The organism is Xanthomonas sontii (assembly GCF_040529055.1).
GTDB classification, from domain to species: Bacteria; Pseudomonadota; Gammaproteobacteria; order Xanthomonadales; family Xanthomonadaceae; genus Xanthomonas_A; species Xanthomonas_A sontii.
Genome location: NZ_CP132342.1, coordinates 3,265,039 through 3,284,988 on the forward strand (window position 1 = coordinate 3,265,039; position 19,950 = coordinate 3,284,988).

Below are 19,950 nucleotides of genomic sequence, written 5' to 3' on the forward strand. Positions count from 1 at the left end.
CGCGATGAGCGCCGAACTCGGCCAGTGCGCGCTGATCCTGGCCCTGCTGCTGGCATTGGTGCAGGCCGTATTGCCGCTGCTCGGCGCCTGGCGCGGCCAGCGCGCCTGGATGGCGGTGGCGCGGCCGGCCGCCTACGCCCAGGCCGGCTTCGCCTGGCTGGCCTTCGGCCTGCTCGGCTACGTGTTGCTGCAACTGGATTTCTCGGTGCGCTATGTCGCTGCCAACGCCAACCTGGCGCAACCCTGGTACTACCGGCTGGCCGCGGTGTGGGGCGCGCACGAAGGCTCGCTGCTGCTGTGGATCGCCATCCTCAACCTGTGGACGGTGGCGCTGGCGCGCAGCGGCCGGCATCTGCCCGAGGCCTTCGCCGCGCGCGTGCTCGGCGTGCTCGGGCTGATCTCCAGCGGCTTCCTGGCCTTCGTCCTGTTCACCTCCAATCCGTTCGTGCGGCTCTCACCAATGCCACGCGACGGCAGCGAACTCAACCCGGTGCTGCAGGACCCGGGCATGGTGCTGCATCCGCCGGTGCTGTACACCGGCTATGTCGGCTTCTCGGTGGCCTTCGCCTTCGCCATCGCCGCCCTGCTCGGCGGCGAGCAACAGCAGGCCTGGGTGCGCTGGGCGCGGCCGTGGACCAATGTCGCCTGGGGCTTCCTCAGCGCCGGCATCGTCGCCGGCAGCTGGTGGGCCTATGCCGAGTTGGGCTGGGGCGGCTGGTGGTTCTGGGATCCGGTGGAGAACGCCAGCTTCATGCCGTGGCTGGTCGGCGCGGCGCTGATCCACACCCAGGCGGTCACCGAGAAGCGCGGCGCGCTCGGCGCCTGGACCCTGCTGCTGTCGATCCTGGCGTTCTCGCTGTCGTTGCTGGGCACCTTCCTGGTGCGCTCGGGCGTGCTGACCTCGGTGCATGCCTTCGCCGCCGACCCGCGTCGCGGCCTGTACATCCTCGGCTTCCTGGTACTGGTGGTCGGCGGCTCGCTGCTGCTGTACGCACTGCGCGCGCCGCGTCTGGCCGCGGGCAAGCCGTTCGCCGCGCTGTCGCGGGAGACCGCGATCCTGGTCGGCAACCTGATGCTCAGCGTGGCCGCGGCGATGGTGCTGCTGGGCACGCTGTTCCCGCTGCTCGGCGATGCGCTGCGGCTGGGCAAGATTTCGGTGGGGCCGCCCTACTTCGGCCTGCTGTTCCCGCTGCTGATGTTGCCGGTGGTCTTGCTGTTGCCGTTCGGCCCCTACCTGCGCTGGGGACGCACCGAACCCGGCGCACTGCGCGCGGTCGCCGCCCGCGCCGGGCTGGCCGCGCTCGGCTGCGCGCTGCTGGCTTGGCTGTTGAGCGCGGGCACGCTGCGTGCGGTGGCCGGCGTCGCCGCCGCGGCCTGGGTCGGCGTCGGCACCGCGTTGTATGCACTCACCCGCTGGCGCAGCGCGCCGCGTGGCCGCCGCTTCCCCGCCGAACTGGCCGGCATGCTGCTGGCGCATGCCGGGGTTGCGGTGTTCGTGGCCGGCGTGCTGCTGTCGGAAAGCCTGTCGGTGGAACGCGATGTGCGCCTGGATCCCGGCCAGAGCGCGCAGATCGGCGCGCACAGCTTTCGATTCGATGGCGTGCAGTTGATCGATGGCCCCAACTGGAAGGCCGAGCAAGGCACGGTGAGCGTGCTGCGCGACGGCGCCGTGGTGGCGGTGTTGCATCCGCAGAAGCGCCTGTACAGCAGCGAGCGGATCCAGACCGAGGCGGCGATCGACGCCGGCGTGCTGCGCGACCTGTACGTCGCCCTGGGCGAACCGGTGGACGACCAGCACATCGAGTACGGCTGGACCCTGCGCCTGTACGACAAGCCGTTCATCCGCTGGATCTGGGCCGGCGGCCTGCTGATGATGCTCGGCGGCTTCGTCAGCGCCGGCGCGCGCCGCTTGCGTGCGCAGCCGGCTGCGACAAGCGCTACCGCGCCGGCCGCGCTCGCCGGAGCCGCGCCATGAGCCGGCTGCTGCCGCTGGCCACGTTCGTGCTGCTGGCCGCGCTATTCGGATTCGGCCTGTGGTGGAGCCGCAGCCACGACCTGCGCGAGGTCCCTTCGCCGCTGCTGGGCAAGCCGGTGCCGGCATTCGCGTTGCCGCGCCTGGACCGCCCGGACCTGCGCAGCGGCAGCCAGGAACTGCGCGGCCGCCCGTATCTGCTCAACGTGTTCGGCAGTTGGTGCATGGCCTGCAGCGAGGAGCATCCGCTGCTGATGGCGCAGGCCCGGCAACTCGGTGTGCTCCTGGTCGGCTACGCCTACCGCGACGATCCGCACGACACCGCCGCCTGGCTGGCGCAGCGCGGCAATCCGTATGCGCTGGTGCTGGTGGACGTCGATGGCCAGCAGGCGATCGACCTGGGTGTGTACGGCGCGCCTGAGACCTTCCTGATCGATGCCGATGGCGTGGTCCGCTACAAGCACGTCGGCGTACTGACGCCGCAGGTGCTGGCCGACGAACTGCGTCCGGCGATTGCCGCGCTCAAGGGAGCACGTCGATGAGCGTGCTGGTCGCACGGACGCGCAGGCGCACGCCGTGGTGGCGGCTGTTGGTGCTGCTGTGGCTATTGGGCGGTGCAGTGCCGGCCTTCGCCCAGGCGGTGGACCCACTCCCCTTCAAGGACCGCGCGCAGGAGCAGCGCTTCCAGCAACTGACCGCGCAGTTGCGCTGTCTGGTGTGCCAGAACGAGAACCTGGCCGATTCCGACGCGACGCTGGCGCGCGACCTGCGCCACCAGGTGTTCGCGCAACTGCAGGCCGGGCGCAGCGATACGCAGATCAAGCAGTACATGGTCGATCGCTACTCGGCCTTCGTGCTGTACGACCCGCCGCTGGCGCCGGGCACCTGGCTGCTGTGGTTCGGGCCGGCGCTGTTGCTGCTGGGCGGTGCCGCGATGGTGCTGGCGACGCTGCGGCAACGCCGCCGCGCCCTTGGCGCCGTCACGACGGAAGCGGAGGACGCCTGGTGACGCCCGGCTTTCTGCTCGCCGCCGCCGCGATGCTGGGCATTGCCCTGTTCGCGGTGTTGCGCCCGTTGCTCGTCCAGCGTTCCGGCGCAGGTCGGCAACGCGGCGTCGCGCTGCTGCTTGCGCTGCTGCTGCCGTTGCTGGGCGCCGGCCTGTACTGGCGCATCGGCACACCCGCTGCCCTGGCCGGCGTCCCGCTGCAACCGCTGCCGCCGCCCGCGCCGGACCAGACCGCGCAACTGCTGCAAGGCTGGCTGCAGCAGGCCTGGGATGCGCAACAGGCGCAGCACCCACACGAAGCGCAGCAGGCCTATGCGCAGGCGCTGCGGATCGCCCCGGACAACGTCGAGGCCCTGCTCGGCTGGGCCGAGACCGACATGGCGCAACGCACCGATCTCACGGTGGGCAGCGCCGCACGCGCCATGCTCGACCGGGTGCTGGCGCAGCAGCCGGACAACCAGCGGGCGCTGTGGATGCACGGCATCGCCGCCTTCCAGCAGCAGCGCTATGCCGATGCGGCCGGCGACTGGCGCCACTTGTCGACCCTGCTGCCCGCCGCATCGCCACTGCGCGAGGCGGTGACGCAGAAGATCGCCGCCGCCGAAGCGATGGTCGCAAAAACAGGCGCAGCGGCCGCCACGCCACACTGATGCGAGCACCAGATCGCACCTGCGCTCGGCGGTCCACTCACAGCGCGGACGCGATCTTCTCCTTCAGCATGTCCGCATTGAACGGCTTGACGATGTAGCCGCTGACACCGGCTTCGCGGATCTCGATCACCTTGTCGCTGCGCCCCTCGGTGACCGTCATCAGGAACGGCGTGCCTTTCAGCTGTGCGTCGCTGCGAACCGCCCGCAGCAGCTCCAGACCGGTCATCGGCGCCATGTTCCAGTCGGAAATGACCAGGCCGATCTTCTCCGCCCGCATCGCGGCCAGCGCCGCCTCGCCGTCGGCGGCTTCGACAACGTCGTCATAGCCGAGCTGGCCCAACAGCATGCGGATGACGCGCCGCATCGTGCGGTAGTCGTCGACGACCAGAATCTTCATGACGTCCCCAGGCAGTCCGATGGCAGGACCGATGGTGCAGGAGTCCTGCCCCCGATGCCACCGACCAAGCCGGGCATACCGGGCTCGCCCTGCAGACGCCGCAGTGCCGATCCACCTGCACATTGCGCCGAAAATAGGAATGCGTATCATTAACTAACCGGTAGCTCTCGCTGCCATTCCGCTCCGCCTAGCCCTGTCGCCAAGCCGGTGCCTCTCCCGACGGGCCCCCATGCATCCAGTTCCGCCAGCGCCGCCGCGCCTCTCCACGCCGCCCACCGCCGCCTCGCGCGGGCTGCCGCCCTGGCTGGGCGTGCTGGCGCGGACCCTGGCCGCGATCGTCGGCGGCTATGCGCTGGCCGCGGCCACCTCCGTGCTGCTGCCGATGCTGTGGCCATCGGCGCGCGCGCAGGCGGTGTTGAGCGGCATGATGCTGGGCATCCTGGTCTGCGCCTGCACCGCGCTGTGGGCGTTCGCCGCCCGTAGTGCCGGGCGCGCCTGGCTGGGCATCGCGGCATTGCTGGCACCTATGGCGCTGACCATCGCCTGGCTGCAGCAGCACGCGCCATGAAGCAGGGATTCCGCCAATCGATGGCCTGGCTGCACACCTGGAGCGGCCTGCTGGTGTCGTGGGTGCTGCTGCTGATCTTCATGGCCGGCACCGCCAGCTATTTCCGCAACGAGATCAGCCAGTGGATGCGTCCGGAACTGCCGCGTACGCAGCCGAGCACCGACGTGGTGGCCGCACGCGCGGTGGCGCTGCTGCAGCGCGAGGCGCCACGGTCGCCGCAGTGGTTCGTGTCGCTGGCCAACCCGCGCGCGCCGTTCACCGACCTGTTCTGGCGCAATCCGCCGCCGACCGACGGCACCCGCCCGAGTCGCAAGGAACTGTTCGGCAGCGCCCTGCTCGACCCGGTCAGCGGCGAGGCCAGCCAGACCCGCGAGACCCGCGGCGGCGACTTCTTCTACCGCCTGCACTTCGACCTGCACTACATGCCGGCGCTGTGGGCGCGCTACATCGTCGGCTTCTGCGCGATGTTCATGCTGGTGGCGATCATCAGCGGCGTGATCACCCACAAGAAGATCTTCAAGGACTTCTTCACCTTCCGCCCGGCCAAGGGCCAGCGCTCGTGGCTGGACTTCCATAACGCCAGCGCGGTGCTCGCCCTGCCCTACCACGCGATGATCACCTACACCGGGCTGGTCACGCTGATGCTGATGTACCTGCCCTGGGGCATCCAGACCGCCTATCCGGACGCCGAGCAGGCGTTCTACGCCGAGGCCTTCCAGGAGCCGCAGAACCTGCGCGAAGCCAGCGGCACGCCCGGCCACATGCTGCCGATCGCGCAACTGCTGGACGTGGCGCGCCGCGAATGGGGCGCGCAGGCGCCGATCGCCGGCTTCACTGTCTACAACGCCGGCGACGCTGCCGCCGCCATCCAGATCCGCCAGGGCGACGGCCAGCGCCTGGGCTACACCACGCCCTCGCTGCTGCTGGACGCGGCCAGCGGGCAGATCCTGGGCCGCAGCGGCGAACTCGGCGCCGCCGCGGAAACCCGCAGCACCCTGTACGGCCTGCACCTGGCGCACTTCGCCGGTCCCTGGCTGCGCTGGCTGTTCTTCGGCTGCGGCCTGCTCGGCTGCCTGATGGTGGCCAGCGGCGCGATCCTGTGGGCGGTCAAGGAGCGGCCCAAGCACGCCAAGGCCGGGCGCATCGGTCTGGGCCTGCGCCTGGTCGACGCGCTCAACATCGGCACCGTGGCCGGGCTGCCGATCGCCTTCGCCGCCTATTTCTGGGGCAACCGGCTGCTGCCGCTGCACCTGGAATCGCGCCCGGAAAGCGAAGCGGCGGTGTTCTTCCTGGCCTGGGCCGCGGCCCTGGTCGCCGCGCAGGTGTGGCCGAAGCGCGCGATGTGGGCCTGGCAATTGTATGTGGGCGCGGCACTGTTCGGATTGCTGCCGCTGCTCAACGCCGTCACCACCGATGCGCACCTGGGCGTGAGCCTGCTGGCCGGAGACTGGGCGCTGGCCGGATTCGACCTGGTCTGCCTGTTCCTCGGTATCGCGCTGGCGCTGGCCGCGCGGCGCATGCAGCGCTGGCAACCGCCGCTGTCGGCGGCCGAACGCCGCGCCCGCGACCGCGGCGGATCCGGCAAGCCGGTCCTGGTCACGGAGGGCGCATGACCGTCCTCGGCCTGTGCCTGGCCTTCTCCGGCTTCGTCGCGCTGTGCCTGGGCATGGAGAAGCACCAGCTCGACCTGTACGGCGCACGCCGCGCCGCCGCGCCGCGCCTGCGGCAACTGCAGGCCGCCGGCTGGCTGCTGTTGAGCGCGGCGTTCGCCTGCTGCGTGGCCGCGCGCGGCTGGGGCATCGGCCCGGTGCTGTGGGTGGGTTCGCTCAGCGCCAGCGCGGCGCTGCTGACCCTGGGCCTGCTGCCGTACCGGCCGCGGCTGATCGTGCCGCTGGCGTTGCTGGCGCCGCCGCTGGGCGTCGGCGCCGCCCTGCTGGGTTGACCTCGACCATGCACCGTCGGCGATGATGCGCCGCAGGTCGCCTAGGCGACCGCCTTGCCCACGCGTCCATACTCGACCGGCACTTTCACGTAGCTCAGATCGAGTTCTTCCTCCGCCAAGGCCTGCATCAGCCGCTGGCAGGCGGCCTCGTCCACCGACACGGTGACCGCGAGTGGCTGTTCGGCCAGCTCGAAAAAGTGCGTGGCGTGCAGGTGGCCGCCGTGATCGAAGCCTTCGAGCCCGCCGATCACCGTGCCGCCGCAGGCGCCATGCGCCTTGGCGAACTGCAGCAACCATTCGCCGATCGGCGCATGTCGGTGCCGCCGCTCCTGTTCGGTGAAGAACGTCAGTTGATAGCCTTGCATCGTCCTCGCCTCGCTCATGCGTTGCGGACCAGTGAGATGGTGAACATGCCCAGCAACGTCATCAGCAGCGAGCCGCCCACATGCATCGCCAGCATTGCCGCCGACCAGCCCAGACGGCCATCGCGCAACAGCAATAACAGCTCGGCCGAGAACGTCGAGAACGTCGACAACCCCCCAGCCAGCCCGGTGATCACGAACAGGCGCCACGCCGGCGACAGCGTCGGCATCGCCGCGAAGAAGGCGATGCCGGCCCCGACGATGTAGGCCGCGATCAGGTTGGACGCCAGCGTTCCCATCGGGATCTGCGGCACCACGCCGTTCATCGCCAGGCTCAAGGCGTAGCGCGCCAAGGCGCCGATCATCGCGCCGATCCCGATCGCGACAATGGTCTGGAGCGTGTTCATGGAGCGGCACCCTGGGCGCGGAAGGCGGAGTGAGAGCCCCCATTGTGCGCAAGCGGCAGCTCGCAGAGGAAGAGCACGGCGTGGACCTTGCGCAACTCCTCGGCATGGTCGGCCACAAAATCGCGCAGGCGCTGCTCGGTGTCCAGCAGTTCCAGGCAATGCGGATGGCGCATGCCGCTCAACTCCGGATGCCGCTGCGACAGACCAGCGCCGGGCAGATAGCCACGCTCGACCGGATGCAGCATGGCTTGGGCAATACGGCTGCGGCGCGCCATCGCCAGCAGGTGATCGGCGAGCGCCGGCGCGGTCAGCCGATGCCAGAAGCGCGTGGGCCGCCCGGCCTTGGTGGAGAACGGAAAATACAGGCGCAAGGCCGCCATCTGCGCTGGAAGCGGCCGGTTCACGGCAACCGCTCCGCGTCGGCGTCCACCGCCGTGTCCTGCACAGGCAACGGCCGGCGCCGCAACTGCCCCAGGTCGGCGATCCGCAGCGCCTCCGGCATCGGACCTGCGGCGCGACGATGCTTGCCGTGCCCGACGCGTTGCGCGTGATAGATGCCGGTGTGCCCCGAAAACAGGAAGGCGGTGACGCAGCCGATCGCCGCCAGCGGTCCGATATCGGCGCCGAACAGTTCCATCGCCATCAACGTGGTGGCGATCGGCGTGTTGGCCGCTCCCGCGAAGACCGCCACGAAGCCGATGCCGGCAAGCAAGGGGAACGGCAGGTGCAGCAGCGGCGCCAGCGCATTGCCCAGGGTCGCGCCGATGTAGAACAAGGGCGTCACTTCCCCACCCTTGAAGCCGCTGCCCAGCGAGGCCACGGTGAACGCGAACTTGCCCAGGAAATCCCACGGCGCCATCGGCTGCCGAAAGGACCGCACGATGTCGGGAATGCCCAGTCCGACATAGTGGTAGGCATCCAGCGCCCACACTGCCGTGGCGATCACGATGCCACCAAGGGCCGGTCGCAGGGGCGCATACGCGACCGTGCGCTTGACCAGTCCACCGACGTGGTGCGTCGCGGTGGCGAACAGCATGCCGACCAGGCCGAACACGATGCCCGCGGCGACCACGGCCATCACGCTGGCGCCGCTTACCGGCACCACCTGGCCGATCGCATACGCGGTGTGCTGGACGCCCCAGGCGCGGCACACCTGGTCGGCGACGATCGCGGCGACGACGCAGGGGAACAGCGCGTCGTAGCGCATGCGGCCGATCGCCAGCACTTCCAGGCCGAACACCGCGCCCGCCAGCGGCGTGCCGAACACCGAGGCGAAACCGGCGCTGATGCCGGCCATCAACAGCATGCGCCGGTCCGGACGCTGCAGACGCAGCACATGCGTGAGCTGGTCTGCCAAGGCCCCGCCCATCTGCACCGCGGTCCCTTCGCGACCCACCGATGCGCCGAACAGGTGCGACACCACCGTCCCACCCAGTACCAGCGGCACCATCCGCAGCGGCACGACCTTCTTCGGATCGTGGATCTCGTCGATGATGAGGTTGTTGCCGCCATCGACCGCCTTGCCCAGCAGGTGGTAGACCAGGCCGACGCCGAATCCGGCGACGGGCAGCAACCAGATCGCCCAGCGATGCGCTTCGCGCCAGGCCGTGGCGCCGTCGAGGGAAAACAGGAACAACGCCGACGCGCTGCCTGCCAGCGTGCCGACGATCAGGGCAATAACCAACCATTTGCCCAGGTAGGGCAGCAATTCGAACTGTTCCAGGCGTTGCAACTTGGGCATCGGTCCTCTCCTCAGCCACGGATTGGGCCGACCGGAGCGAGGGATGCGGACGCGCGCGCCTACAGCCCCGACCTGGTCGGGCGACTGTAGGCGTCATCAACCACGCCGAGCGCGTGGTGGTTAAAGGAGGAACGCCATCTCCTGCCGCGAGTATGCGGGGCGTTGCGCGCGGGTGTCCAGCGGCATCGCGCGCCGCGGTTCGGTGGCCGTCAGCCGCGCGTCCCGGCCTTCTCTGCCCGCGCCTGCTCGCGCGCGGCGCGCAGGCGGTCGAGCTTGTCCTTGAGCTTGATCTCCAGGCCGCGCTCCACCGGCCGGTAGTACACGCGCTCGCCCATCGCATCGGGGAAGCCGGTCTGGTCCAGGGCGATGCCGCCTTCGGCGTCGTGGTCGTACTGGTAATCCGCACCGTAGCCCAGGGTCTTCATCAGTTTGGTCGGCGCGTTGCGCAGATGCAGCGGCACCTCCTGGGTGCCGGTCTCGCGCACCTCGGCCTTGGCCTGGTTGAACGCGGCATAGCCGGCGTTGGACTTGGCGGTGCTGGCCAGGTACAGCACCAGTTGCGCGAAGGCCAGTTCGCCTTCGGGGCTGCCCAGGCGCTCGTAGATGTCCCAGGCTTCCAGCGCCATCGACTGCGCACGCGGGTCGGCCAGGCCAATGTCCTCGATCGCCATGCGGGTCAGCCGCCGCGCCAGGTAGGACGGGTCGCAGCCGCCGTCGAGCATGCGTGTGAGCCAGTACAGCGCCGCATCAGGATTGGAACTGCGCACCGACTTGTGCAGCGCCGAGATCTGGTCGTAGAACTGCTCGCCGCCCTTGTCGAAGCGGCGGGTGCGGTCGGCCAGCACCTGCTGCAGGGTCTGCGCGGTGATCTCCCCGCCCTCGTCCTGGGCCAGCTCGGCGGCGATTTCCAGCAATGTCAGCGCGCGCCGCACGTCGCCATCGGCGGCGCCGGCGATCTCCAGCAAGGCCGCATCGGAGACCTGCAGGTGCTCGGCACCGAGCCCACGCTCTGGATCGTGCAGCGCCCGCTGCAGCGCCTCGGCGATGTCCTGCGGCGACACCGCCTCCAGCACGTGCACGCGGCAGCGCGACAGCAGCGCCGAATTCAGCTCGAACGAGGGATTCTCGGTGGTGGCGCCGACGAACAGGATGGTGCCGCGCTCGATGTGCGGCAGGAACGCGTCCTGCTGCGCCTTGTTGAAGCGGTGCACCTCGTCGACGAACAGCACCGTGCGGCGGCCATCGGCGAAACGCTGCGCGGCCTCGGCCAGTACCCCCCGCACCTCCGGCAGGCCGGACAGCACCGCCGAGATCGCCTTGAACTCGGCTTCGGCGTACTGCGCCAGCAGCAGCGCCAGGGTGGTCTTGCCGCAGCCGGGCGGCCCCCACAGGATCATCGAATGCACGCGTCCGGACGCGACCGCGCGGCGCAACGCGCTGGTCGGCGCCAGCAGGCGCTTCTGCCCGACCATCTCGTCGAGCGTGCGCGGTCGCATGCGCTCGGCCAGCGGGCGCATGGCCTCGCGGTCGACGCTCAACAGGTCTGGGGTATCGGAAGCGAAGGGTCTGCGTTTGGCCATCTGCCCATTCTATCGCCGCGGCCCGTATACGCCGTGCTGCGGCCGGCAGTCGGCGTTCAGCCGACCAGGATGCGAAGGAGCGGCCAGTGATACAGACGTGCGATGTCGCGCAGGATCGACGGTTCCAGGCCGGTGCCGTTGTCCCTGTTGGTCATCACCACTACGCCCTGGCAACGCGGCGCATTTATTCCATAGATCGCGCGATAGCCTGCATTCACACCGGTGTGTGAAAAACAAGGTTTCTCCGGTGTCCAAAGCCGCGGAGCGGAACCCCAGGCCAAACGGCTTGGGGAACGCGCTCTGCGGCCGCGCGCATCCTCGACGGTGCTATCTCGGCGCTAGCGCTTTAGCTCATTTTAGCAGTCGGGCGACCTTCGCCTTGAGCGCGGCAATGCGCCGCGAAACCGACGCGTGGCCGCGCAGACCCGACTCGCGCGCGATGGTGGAAGCACTCTTGCCAAGCCGCAGAGCTACCATCAAGCGACGCTCTTTTTGATCGAGCATTGCGATCACATCGCGGAATAGAACCTGCTCGTACGGCTCGTTGGGCTCCAGCGCGTAAGCCGGGGCATCGTCGATGGTCTCGACTAGATCGACTTTCAATTTGGCCCGCTTGGAATAGAAGCTGCGCTCGAAATCCTCTTTGATCCAGGAGTTCGCGCCCGAGAAGTCCTCGTGCATCCGGTGGCGGTGCAGCAACTCAATCACCGGATCGAGCGACTCAAGGACCCCGTCGCCGTCAATCGCGCTTTGAAGCACCTCCTCGCGCTCGTCGGCATCAAACTCGTCCCAGATGTCGCCGCCTATTAGTGGCCGCTGGATATCGAACAGGTGTCTCTCTTCTTCAGGCAGGTCGGCCAAGATACCGGCGCGTAACTCTGGTAGCGGCCTCCAGGTCTCGTCTTCGTGCGTAGTGGGAGCGAAGAACTCATCACGCCTTGCCAGTGCTAGGCGATATAGGCGGTGTGCCCAGTACAGGGTGTCGCCGGCGAGCAGTCGCAGCGGCGAGCGCGCGTTGAAGGCGCCTTTACCCAAACGCGCTCGCGGAGACAAACGCGTCCAGATGTAGTGCGCAAATGCAGTTCGTGCCCGCGGACCGTAGTCCGCCGGCAAGTCGTTGTGCATGTACATCAGGCCCATCATGGAGCGTCGGCGTTCGAGACCAGCCTTGGCCAGGATGTCATCGGGCAACAGGCCGGCCAGCATGACGTCGAGCTCGGAGTTCCCGCCGTAGGTCGGCACCAGGATCATGTTCGGGTTGCGCCGCTCTTCAAGATAAGGCACGAACGGCTTCAACCCTTCGATGGCTTTTCCCGACCGCACAAATCCTGCCCTTTGCGTGGCATTCCAATCGTGTAGGTGAGCCGTCCATTCCAGGCGACCTGTCGCCGGCTCGGATAGGAACGCGAGCTCGAGTGGACCGTGCTCCCATCGATCTATCTGGGTAATTTCGGCCTGGTAAAAGAACGCATTGGAAATTGAACGCATGGATATCCTCGGAATAGGGGAACTCCTTCCTATCCGGCACAAGTATGAGCAGTTGTGACCTAGAGGTAGCAGCGATGTCCGTTCGCACCACGATTAGCACGCCATTTGAGATGCGTAAAATTTCAGAATTTACCGAATTATCAGTGCCTTAGCGGATATTTTGCTATATTCTTAGTTATCCTCCAACAGCCCTTATTAGGCTGCGTGCCGCGGTCGTGTCCAGTGCGGAACGGCAGAGCCGGCATCGAAGTGGGCGGTGGCGATGCGGAGCGGCCGCCATCTCGACGCGCCCGCCGCCGCGCCGTAGGGCGCCGGCGCTAGAATCCGCGGCATCCCCCTGCCTGGCCGACCCCGCCATGAGCCACCACGACACCCTGGACACCTTTACCCACCAGCACGACTTCCTCGGCACGCGCCACGAGCGCAATGCGCGCCGCACCTGGTCGGTGGTGGCGCTGACCGCCGCGATGATGGTCGTGGAGATCGTCGCCGGCTGGTGGACCGGCTCGATGGCGCTGCTGGCCGACGGCCTGCACATGGCCACCCACGCCGGGGCGCTGTCGCTGGCCGGCTTCGCCTACTGGTTCGCGCGCCGGCACCGGCACAACCCGCGCTTCACCTTCGGCACCGGCAAGGTCGGCGACCTGGCCGGCTTCTCCAGCGCGCTGATCCTGGCGCTGATCGCCCTGGGCATCGGCGTGGAGTCGGCACTGCGCCTGGCGCAGCCGGTGCACATCGCCTACGACGAGGCCCTGTGGATCGCGGCGCTGGGCCTGCTGGTGAACCTGCTCAGCGCCTGGATGCTGGGCGCCGACCACCATCACGATCATGGGCATGGGCACGGCGATCATCACGACCACGATCACGGCCATGCCCACGCCGCGCATCGGCATGACGACCATGCGCACGCGCACCACGATGGGCATGACCACCATCACGCGCACGGTCACGACCATCACCGCCCTCACGATCACCACGGTCACGCGCACGCCCATGCCGCGCCCGCGCACAGCCACGACCGCCACGCGCACGCCGATCACAACCTGCGCTCGGCCTACATGCACGTGCTGGCCGACGCGCTGACCTCGGTGATGGCGATCGTCGCCCTGTTGCTGGCCAAGTACCTGGGCTGGACCTGGACGGATGCGTTGATGGGCATCGTCGGCGCCATCGTCATCGCCCGCTGGTCGCTGGCGCTGCTGCGCGACACCGGCGCGGTGCTGCTCGACGCCTCGGCGCCGGCGGCGCTGCAGGCGCAGATCCGCGACCGCCTGCAGCAGGACGACGAGCGCATCGCCGACCTGCACGTGTGGCGGGTCGGCCCCGGCCAGCATGCGGCGATCGTGTCGCTGGTGACGCACAAGCCGCGGCCGGCGGCGTTCTACCACGCACGCCTGCAGGGCGTGGCCACGCTGGGCCACGTCAGTATCGAAGTGCAGACCTGCCCCAACTGAGCGGAAAGGCCGCCGCGCACCGACCCGGCGCGCGGCGGCGGGGCGGCCGGCTCAGCGGTCGCCGACCACGTCCACGTCCTTGTCCGGGACGTAGCGGAAGGTGCCGGCGGCGAAGGCCGGATTGCGCTTCCAGTCGCTGAAGCTGATGTCGGTGCGCTGGCCGACCGGGTCGACCACTTCCATGCGCGCCAGGCCGTTGCGGTCGAAGCCGAGCTTGGCCATCTGGAAGCTGGCCTCGGTGTCCACCTTCGGCGTCATGGTCAGCCATTGCAGCCCGTCGCGGGCCACCGCCTCTTCGCTGACGTCGTACTGGCGGTCGAGCTTGCCCGGGTCGATCAGCGCGGTCAGCGGGCTGTTCTGTTCCTCGCTGCCCTGCGCGCGCACCGTGGCCTGCTTCAGGTCCGGGTCGTAGACCCAGACCTTGCTGCCGTCGGCGACGATCAGCTGGGTATAGGGCTTGCGGTACTCCCAGCGGAACAGGCGCGGCGCCGACAGCGCGACGCGGCCGCTGGAGCTTTCCTTCAGCGTGCCCTTGCCGTCGTAGACCTTCTGCGCGAACTGGCCGTCCAGGCCCTTCAGCCCGCGGGTGAAGGCGGTGAGGTCCTCGCGGGCGCCGGCGAAGGCGGAGCCGGCCAGCAGCGCGGTGGCGAGGATGGTGTAGCGGAGTGTGCGAAGCATGCGGATGGATTTCCGGATGGAGTGTGGGAAGTGTGACGCGCCGCGCCTGAATAGGCGATCAGAGGATGGCCGGCCGCGCCAGGTCTACGGCCCGGTCTGCATCCGGCCGAGGTCGCCGTACAGGATCTGGCCGCGGAAGCCGCGCCGCACCTGCTGGTACAGCTCGCGGAAGGCGGCGTAGTCCTGTGGCTGGCACAGCGCCGCCGGGCCGTGGATCGCGCGCCGGTGCAGCGTATGCGTGGCGGTCACGGTCTGCCCGTCGCGCACCCAGGTCGCGGCGTACTCGCCGGCGGCGTTGCGGAAATGGGTGTCGGCCGGGATCGCGATGATCGGCACGCTGTCCGGGAAGGTGAGCCGGTAGGTTTCGCTGCGCGCGTTGTCGTTGCAGTAGAACGGAGTCAGGTTGCGCTCGGCCGAGGCGGTGCTGTAGACCCCGCGCACCGAATCGGCGCCGGGCATCAACGGCAGGCTCATGCCGCCGACCACGCCGAAGTCGACGTAGTCGTGGGCCTGGAAGCGGTAGGCGTAGCCGAACGGCCGGCTCAGGTCCTGCGGCGTGCCCTGCAGCAGCAACGCGCCGCTGCCGTCGAAGCCGGACGCGGCGACGATCGACTCCTCGATGCGGGTGCGGTTCTGCGCGTTGAGCTGCACGAACATCGTGCGCAGGCCGACCTCGCCGACGTCGCCGCTGTCCAGCCGGGTGATCCCGCTCACGCTGCCGTCGGCGGCGAAGCGGTAGTCGGTCTCGACCAGATAGCGGTTGCGCCTGGCGTCGTCCGGCGGCGTGCGCGCCACGGTGCCGTCGGCGGTGTGCAGCACCGGCACGCCGAGGTCGCCGGCCGGCAACTGGCCGAAGCGCGCGTACGGGCTGGTCGAGTCCACGTACAGCTTGAATTCGGGCAGATAGGTGATGGCGTGGTTGAACCGACCCAGCACCGGCACCTCGGGCAGGGTCGGCCCGCCCTGCGCACCGAGCAGCACCGGCGTGCTGGCAATGCCCTTGGCCGCCAGCAGCGCTTCCAGCACCACGGTGTGGTCCTTGCAGTCGCCGTAGTGGTTGTCGAGGATGCTGTCGGCGCTGTTCGGCTGCAGGCCGCCGTTGCCCAGGTACACCGCCACGTAGCGGATGTTGCGAGCCACCCACTCGTACAGCGCGGCGGCCTGCGCGCGGCGATCGCCGATGCCGGCGGTGATCTGCTCGGCGCGGGCGCGCACCTTGGGCGTGACCTGTGCGGCGGCCGCGCTGCTGTGCTGGTAGGCCTGGGCCATCTGCGACCAGCGGCGGAAGCTGCTGGCCATGATGGTCGGGCTGAATTCCCAGGTGGCCGCCGACCAGTTCTGGCTCTTCATCGGTTCGCGGCGGCTGTAGCGCCACTCCCAGCGCGCCTGCTCGCCGGCGATCGTCGGCGTATCGCTGCCCTGCACGCCGCGGGTGTACAGGTGCATCTGCAGGCGCCGCGGCGCCACCAGGGTCACGGTGGCGTCGTCGTACTGGGAGAACACGCTGAAGGTCTCCCACAGGCTGAAGTAGCCGGGGAAGTACGGCACGGTCTGGGTGCGCCGCACCCGGTACACCAGGCGCGCGCCGGGCATCAGGTTCGGGAACACCACTACCTTGACCTTGCGGTCGGCGTACATCGCCGCCGTCGCGCTGGAATAGCTCTCCTGGGTATAGATCTTGTCGGCCGGCACGTCGTGGCGCAGCCCGTCCGGGGTCAGCGTGTAGGCGGCCAGCACCTCCAGCGTCTCCAGCTTCTCGCTGTAGCCCAGCCGCACCTGGCTGAACTGGTCGACGCCGGCCTTGGTCTTGAGCAGCAACTCGTACTCGTCGGTCTCGACGCTGGTGGCGTCCTCGCGCACCTCGTAGTCGGCGCGGTAGCGCACGTAGCTGTAGTTGTTGCTGACCACGGGGGCAGTCGCCGCGCCCGCGGCCTGGTCGGCCTCGGGATGCGCGGCCGGCGCCGGTTGCGCGCCGGCGAGGCCGGACAGCGCCAGCAGCGCCGCGCCGAACAGCCAGCGCGCGGTGTGCACAGGCCTCCGGCCAGGCAGACGCCGGCCATGGCCGGCGGGCGGCGCGGTGCGGCTCACTTCGGCGGCGGCGGCGCCAGCACGCTGCGGTCGCCGTTGTGTTCGGGCGGGCTGACCACGCCGGCGGCTTCCATCGCCTCGATCAGCCGCGCGGCGCGGTTGTAGCCGATCTTCAGCCGCCGCTGCACGCCGGAGATCGAGGCGCGGCGGGTCTCGGTGACGATGCGCAGGGCCTCGTCGTACAGCGGGTCGGATTCGTCGCCGCCCCCGCCGCCGGCCTCGGGCAGGCCGGTGGCGCCGATCACGGTGCCGTCGCCCATGGTCTGCACCTCGTCGAGCACACCCTCGATGTAGTCGGCCGGGCCGCTGGCCTTGAGGTGCTCCACCACCCGGTGCACTTCCTCGTCGCTGACGAAGGCACCGTGCACGCGGTCCGGCATCGCCGTGCCCGGCGGCAGGTACAGCATGTCGCCATGGCCCAGCAGGGTTTCGGCGCCGGACTGGTCGAGGATGGTGCGCGAGTCGATCTTGGAGCTGACCTGGAAGGCGATGCGGGTCGGGATATTGGCCTTGATCAGGCCGGTGATCACGTCCACCGACGGGCGCTGGGTGGCCAGGATCAGGTGGATGCCGGCGGCACGGGCCTTCTGCGCCAGGCGCGCGATCAGCTCTTCGACCTTCTTGCCGACGATCATCATCATGTCGGCGAATTCGTCGATGAAGATGACGATGAACGGCAGCGTGTCCAGCGGCCGCGGCGCCTCGGCCAGGTCCGGATTGGGCTTGAACAGCGGGTCCATCAGCGGCTGCCCGGCGTCCTGCGCATCCTTGACCTTCTTGTTGAAGCCGGCCAGGTTGCGCACGCCGACCGCGCTCATCAGCTTGTAGCGGCGCTCCATCTCCGCCACGCACCAGCGCAGGCCGTTGGCGGCCTCCTTCATGTCGGTGACCACCGGCGCCAGCAGATGCGGGATGCCCTGGTAGACGCTCAGTTCGAGCATCTTCGGGTCGATCATCAGCATCCGCAGGTCCTTGGCCGAGGCCTTGTACAGCAGGCTCAGCACCATCGCGTTGACCGCCACCGACTTGCCCGAGCCGGTAGTACCGGCGACCAGCAGGTGCGGCATGCGCGCCAGGTCGGCCACGGTCGGACGCCCGGCGATGTCCTTGCCCAGCGCCAGGGTCAGCGGGCTGGCCGACTTGTCGTATTCCTTGGAGCGCAGCAGCTCGCTGAGATAGATCATCTCGCGGCTGACGTTGGGGATTTCCAGGCCGATCACCGACTTGCCCGGGATCACATCGACCACGCGCACCGACTTCACCGACAGGCCGCGGGCGATGTCCTTGTCCAGCGAGCTGATCTGGCTGACCTTGATGCCCGGCGCCGGCTCGATCTCGAAGCGGGTGATGACCGGGCCCGGATAGGCCCCGACCACCTGCGCCTCGATGCGGAAGTCCTTGAGCTTGAACTCGATCTGCCGCGACAGGGTTTCCAGGGTCTCCTCGGAATAGCCCTTGGCCTGCGGCTTGGGGTCGTCCAGCAGGGCCAGCGGCGGCACCCCGGACGGGTCGCTGCCGGTACCGTGGAACAGCGGGATCTGCTGCTCGCGCTTGGCGCGCTCGCTCTTCTCCACCACCGGCGCCGGCGGCGGCTCGATCTTGACCGGCTCGCGCTTGGCGCGCTGCACCGCGTCGACCTTGCGCACTTCCTCGCGTTCCTCGCGCATGGCGCGGGTCTGCTGCCATTCGTTGGCCTGCTGGGTGCCGCGCCGGGCCAGCGCCGGCAGGGTCATCACCGCCTTGCCGATGCGCTCCATCACCGCGAACCAGGACAGCCCGGTGGCCAGGGTCACCGACACCAGCAACAGCACCAGCACGAACAGGTTGGCGCCGAGCGCGCCGAACCCGGCGCCCAGCGAATTGCCGACCAGCTTGCCGAGGATGCCGCCGGCCCCGGCCACGTCGCCGGCGAACAGGCGCAGGTGCAGCAGTCCGGTGGCGGCGATCAAAAAGCCGACGATGCCGACCAGGCGCAGCGCCGGGCCGAGGTCGGCCTCGCCGTCGCCGTCCTGGTCCATGCCGAACAGCGCGATCCAGGAGATCGCGCCGATCACCACCGGCAGCAGGAAAGCCACGTAGCCGAACAGTTGCAGCAGCACGTCGGCGATCCAGGCGCCGAACTTGCCGCCCATGTTGTGCACCGGCGCGACCACGCTGCCGGTATGCGACCAGCCCGGATCGGTCGCCGAGTACGTGGCCAGGCTGGCCAGCAGGTACAGCAGCAGCGGCGCGATCGCGATCAGCGCCAGATCGCGCCACAGCTTCTGCCGGCGTGGGTTGGGCGCGGCGCCCTGCTTGCGTGCCGCCGCATTGGCGCCCTGGGTTTTGCCGCGTTCCGGAACCTGCTTCGCCACGCTATGACCAGACCTTAGAAATGCATCGTTAGTGATTGATAATAAACGAATCGCCCTTGCATTTCAGCAGGCGGTACCTGAATCGTCCGGACTTGCGCAGGCCGATGCTGGCAGCGCCCGATCGAGGCGGGCAACGACGCGCGAAACCCGAAGTCTGTCGCCGCGGGCCGCAGCGTTTCCGCCACGCGGCTTGATTCGTTCCAGGCCGGCCGCCACTCTATGCGCCTTCGCCGGAACCCGCGCAATGCCGCGTTTCCGCCGCCATTTCACCCTGTTTGCGAGTATACATGAGCCCCTCTGCCGCCAATTCCGCCAAGCATTCCCGCCTGCTGATCCTGGGTTCCGGCCCGGCCGGCTGGACCGCCGCGGTCTACGCCGCGCGCGCCAACCTCAAGCCGGTGGTGATCACCGGCCTGCAGCAGGGCGGCCAGCTGATGACCACCACCGAGGTCGACAACTGGCCCGGCGACCCGCACGGCCTGATGGGCCCGGACCTGATGGCGCGCATGCAGGCGCATGCCGAGCGCTTCGAGACCGAGGTGATCTTCGACCACATCCACACCGCCGACCTGTCGCAGCGCCCGTTCCGGCTCAGCGGCGACAGCGGCGACTACACCTGCGACGCGTTGATCATCGCCACCGGCGCCACCGCCAAGTACCTGGGCATCCCCTCGGAAGAGGCGTTCAAGGGCCGCGGCGTGTCCGCGTGCGCCACCTGCGACGGCTTCTTCTACAAGGACCAGGACGTGGTCGTGGTCGGCGGCGGCAACACCGCCGTGGAAGAGGCGCTGTACCTGTCCAACATCGCCCGCAAGGTCTATCTGGTGCACCGCCGCGACACCCTGCGCGCGGAAAAGATCATGCAGGACAAGCTGTTCGCCAAGGTCGCCGCCGGCAAGATCGAGACCGTCTGGCATCACCAGGTGGACGAGGTGCTGGGCAACGAGGCCGGCGTCACCGGCGTGCGGGTCAAGTCGGTGCAGGACGGCAGCACCCGCGACCTGGAGGCGCACGGCTTCTTCGTCGCCATCGGCCATCACCCGAACACCCAGCTGTTCGACGGCCAGTTGGCCATGCACAACGGCTACCTGGAGATCCGCTCCGGCCTCGGCGGCGCCGCCACCGAGACCTCGGTGCCGGGCGTGTTCGCCGCCGGCGACGTCGCCGACCAGCACTACCGCCAGGCGATCACCTCGGCCGGCTTCGGCTGCATGGCCGCGCTGGACGCCGAGCGCTATCTGGACAAGGGTGCCTGAGTCCGCG

19 protein-coding genes and 1 riboswitch are annotated in these 19,950 nt (G+C 69.0%); of the genes, 9 read left to right on the top strand and 10 right to left on the bottom strand.

What is annotated here, in order from left to right:
* Nucleotides 1-4: 4 nt before the first annotated feature.
* Genes RAB70_RS13715 through RAB70_RS13730 form a run of 4 tightly spaced genes read left to right on the top strand, consistent with a single transcriptional unit; the run spans nt 5 to nt 3,628 of the window.
* The gene (locus RAB70_RS13715; RefSeq protein ID WP_148828707.1) at nt 5-1,975 is read left to right on the top strand and encodes a heme lyase CcmF/NrfE family subunit; all 1,971 of its coding nucleotides are present in this window, start codon (nt 5-7) and stop codon (nt 1,973-1,975) included.
* Nucleotides 1,972-2,514: a DsbE family thiol:disulfide interchange protein gene (locus tag RAB70_RS13720; protein ID WP_148828706.1), complete on the top strand. Its 543-nt coding sequence runs from the start codon at nt 1,972-1,974 to the stop codon at nt 2,512-2,514. The genes RAB70_RS13715 and RAB70_RS13720 overlap by 4 nt, the downstream gene beginning before the upstream one ends.
* Nucleotides 2,511-2,981: a cytochrome c-type biogenesis protein gene (locus tag RAB70_RS13725; protein WP_148828705.1), complete on the top strand. Its 471-nt coding sequence runs from the start codon at nt 2,511-2,513 to the stop codon at nt 2,979-2,981. Before RAB70_RS13720 ends, RAB70_RS13725 begins: the two co-directional genes overlap by 4 nt.
* A complete protein-coding gene (locus RAB70_RS13730; protein ID WP_148828704.1) occupies nt 2,978-3,628 on the top strand; it encodes a tetratricopeptide repeat protein in 651 nt (216 codons plus the stop codon). The genes RAB70_RS13725 and RAB70_RS13730 overlap by 4 nt, the downstream gene beginning before the upstream one ends.
* Before the next feature lie 37 nt (nt 3,629-3,665).
* Here RAB70_RS13730 and RAB70_RS13735 read toward each other — a convergent pair whose 3' ends face one another.
* Nucleotides 3,666-4,025 (bottom strand): response regulator, encoded by a 360-nt coding sequence (locus RAB70_RS13735; RefSeq protein WP_148828703.1) that lies wholly within the window; start codon nt 4,023-4,025, stop codon nt 3,666-3,668.
* 229 nt (nt 4,026-4,254) lie between these two features.
* On the opposite strand from RAB70_RS13735, the gene RAB70_RS13740 reads away from it, so the two are divergent.
* Genes RAB70_RS13740 through RAB70_RS13750 form a run of 3 tightly spaced genes read left to right on the top strand, consistent with a single transcriptional unit; the run spans nt 4,255 to nt 6,535 of the window.
* A complete protein-coding gene (locus RAB70_RS13740) occupies nt 4,255-4,593 on the top strand; it encodes a DUF3649 domain-containing protein (RefSeq protein ID WP_148828702.1) in 339 nt (112 codons plus the stop codon).
* A complete protein-coding gene (locus tag RAB70_RS13745; RefSeq protein ID WP_148828701.1) occupies nt 4,590-6,206 on the top strand; it encodes a PepSY domain-containing protein in 1,617 nt (538 codons plus the stop codon). Before RAB70_RS13740 ends, RAB70_RS13745 begins: the two co-directional genes overlap by 4 nt.
* Nucleotides 6,203-6,535 (top strand): DUF3325 domain-containing protein, encoded by a 333-nt coding sequence (locus tag RAB70_RS13750; RefSeq protein WP_148828700.1) that lies wholly within the window; start codon nt 6,203-6,205, stop codon nt 6,533-6,535. Before RAB70_RS13745 ends, RAB70_RS13750 begins: the two co-directional genes overlap by 4 nt.
* A 41-nt stretch (nt 6,536-6,576) precedes the next feature.
* On the opposite strand, the gene RAB70_RS13755 is transcribed toward RAB70_RS13750, so the two are convergent.
* The 6 genes from RAB70_RS13755 to RAB70_RS13780 form a co-directional block, all read right to left on the bottom strand.
* Nucleotides 6,577-6,918 (bottom strand): DUF190 domain-containing protein, encoded by a 342-nt coding sequence (locus RAB70_RS13755; RefSeq protein ID WP_225851618.1) that lies wholly within the window; start codon nt 6,916-6,918, stop codon nt 6,577-6,579.
* A complete protein-coding gene (gene crcB, locus RAB70_RS13760) occupies nt 6,915-7,304 on the bottom strand; it encodes a fluoride efflux transporter CrcB (RefSeq protein WP_019801484.1) in 390 nt (129 codons plus the stop codon). The genes RAB70_RS13755 and crcB overlap by 4 nt, the downstream gene beginning before the upstream one ends.
* Nucleotides 7,301-7,708, bottom strand: a complete 408-nt coding sequence (locus RAB70_RS13765; RefSeq protein ID WP_225851617.1) for a hypothetical protein — start codon at nt 7,706-7,708, stop codon at nt 7,301-7,303. Before RAB70_RS13765 ends, crcB begins: the two co-directional genes overlap by 4 nt.
* On the bottom strand, nt 7,705-9,045 hold the full coding sequence (locus tag RAB70_RS13770) for a voltage-gated chloride channel family protein (RefSeq protein WP_148828699.1): 1,341 nt from the start codon (nt 9,043-9,045) through the stop codon (nt 7,705-7,707). Before RAB70_RS13770 ends, RAB70_RS13765 begins: the two co-directional genes overlap by 4 nt.
* Nucleotides 9,046-9,125: 80 nt before the next feature.
* Nucleotides 9,126-9,196: riboswitch (Fluoride riboswitch) on the bottom strand.
* Nucleotides 9,197-9,254: 58 nt separating this feature from the next.
* Entirely contained in the window at nt 9,255-10,625 is a 1,371-nt protein-coding gene (locus RAB70_RS13775; RefSeq protein WP_148828698.1) for a replication-associated recombination protein A, read from the bottom strand.
* A gap of 351 nt (nt 10,626-10,976) precedes the next feature.
* Nucleotides 10,977-12,113 (bottom strand): hypothetical protein, encoded by a 1,137-nt coding sequence (locus RAB70_RS13780; RefSeq protein ID WP_148828697.1) that lies wholly within the window; start codon nt 12,111-12,113, stop codon nt 10,977-10,979.
* Between the two features lie 356 nt (nt 12,114-12,469).
* Between RAB70_RS13780 and dmeF the strand changes: the two genes are divergently transcribed.
* A complete protein-coding gene (gene dmeF, locus RAB70_RS13785) occupies nt 12,470-13,567 on the top strand; it encodes a CDF family Co(II)/Ni(II) efflux transporter DmeF (RefSeq protein ID WP_148828696.1) in 1,098 nt (365 codons plus the stop codon).
* Nucleotides 13,568-13,618: 51 nt separating this feature from the next.
* Here the strand turns inward: dmeF and lolA are convergent, their stop codons facing one another.
* The 3 genes from lolA to RAB70_RS13800 form a co-directional block, all read right to left on the bottom strand.
* Nucleotides 13,619-14,245, bottom strand: coding sequence for an outer membrane lipoprotein chaperone LolA (gene lolA, locus RAB70_RS13790; RefSeq protein WP_148828695.1), 627 nt, complete (start codon nt 14,243-14,245; stop codon nt 13,619-13,621).
* Between the two features lie 84 nt (nt 14,246-14,329).
* On the bottom strand, nt 14,330-16,276 hold the full coding sequence (locus RAB70_RS13795; RefSeq protein WP_192578929.1) for a DUF3857 and transglutaminase domain-containing protein: 1,947 nt from the start codon (nt 16,274-16,276) through the stop codon (nt 14,330-14,332).
* A gap of 53 nt (nt 16,277-16,329) precedes the next feature.
* Nucleotides 16,330-18,687, bottom strand: coding sequence for a DNA translocase FtsK (locus tag RAB70_RS13800; RefSeq protein ID WP_017913921.1), 2,358 nt, complete (start codon nt 18,685-18,687; stop codon nt 16,330-16,332).
* Nucleotides 18,688-18,974: 287 nt separating this feature from the next.
* Here RAB70_RS13800 and trxB point away from each other — a divergent pair, with 287 nt between their 5' ends.
* Nucleotides 18,975-19,943, top strand: a complete 969-nt coding sequence (gene trxB, locus RAB70_RS13805; protein WP_010341722.1) for a thioredoxin-disulfide reductase — start codon at nt 18,975-18,977, stop codon at nt 19,941-19,943.
* Nucleotides 19,944-19,950 lie beyond the last annotated feature (7 nt).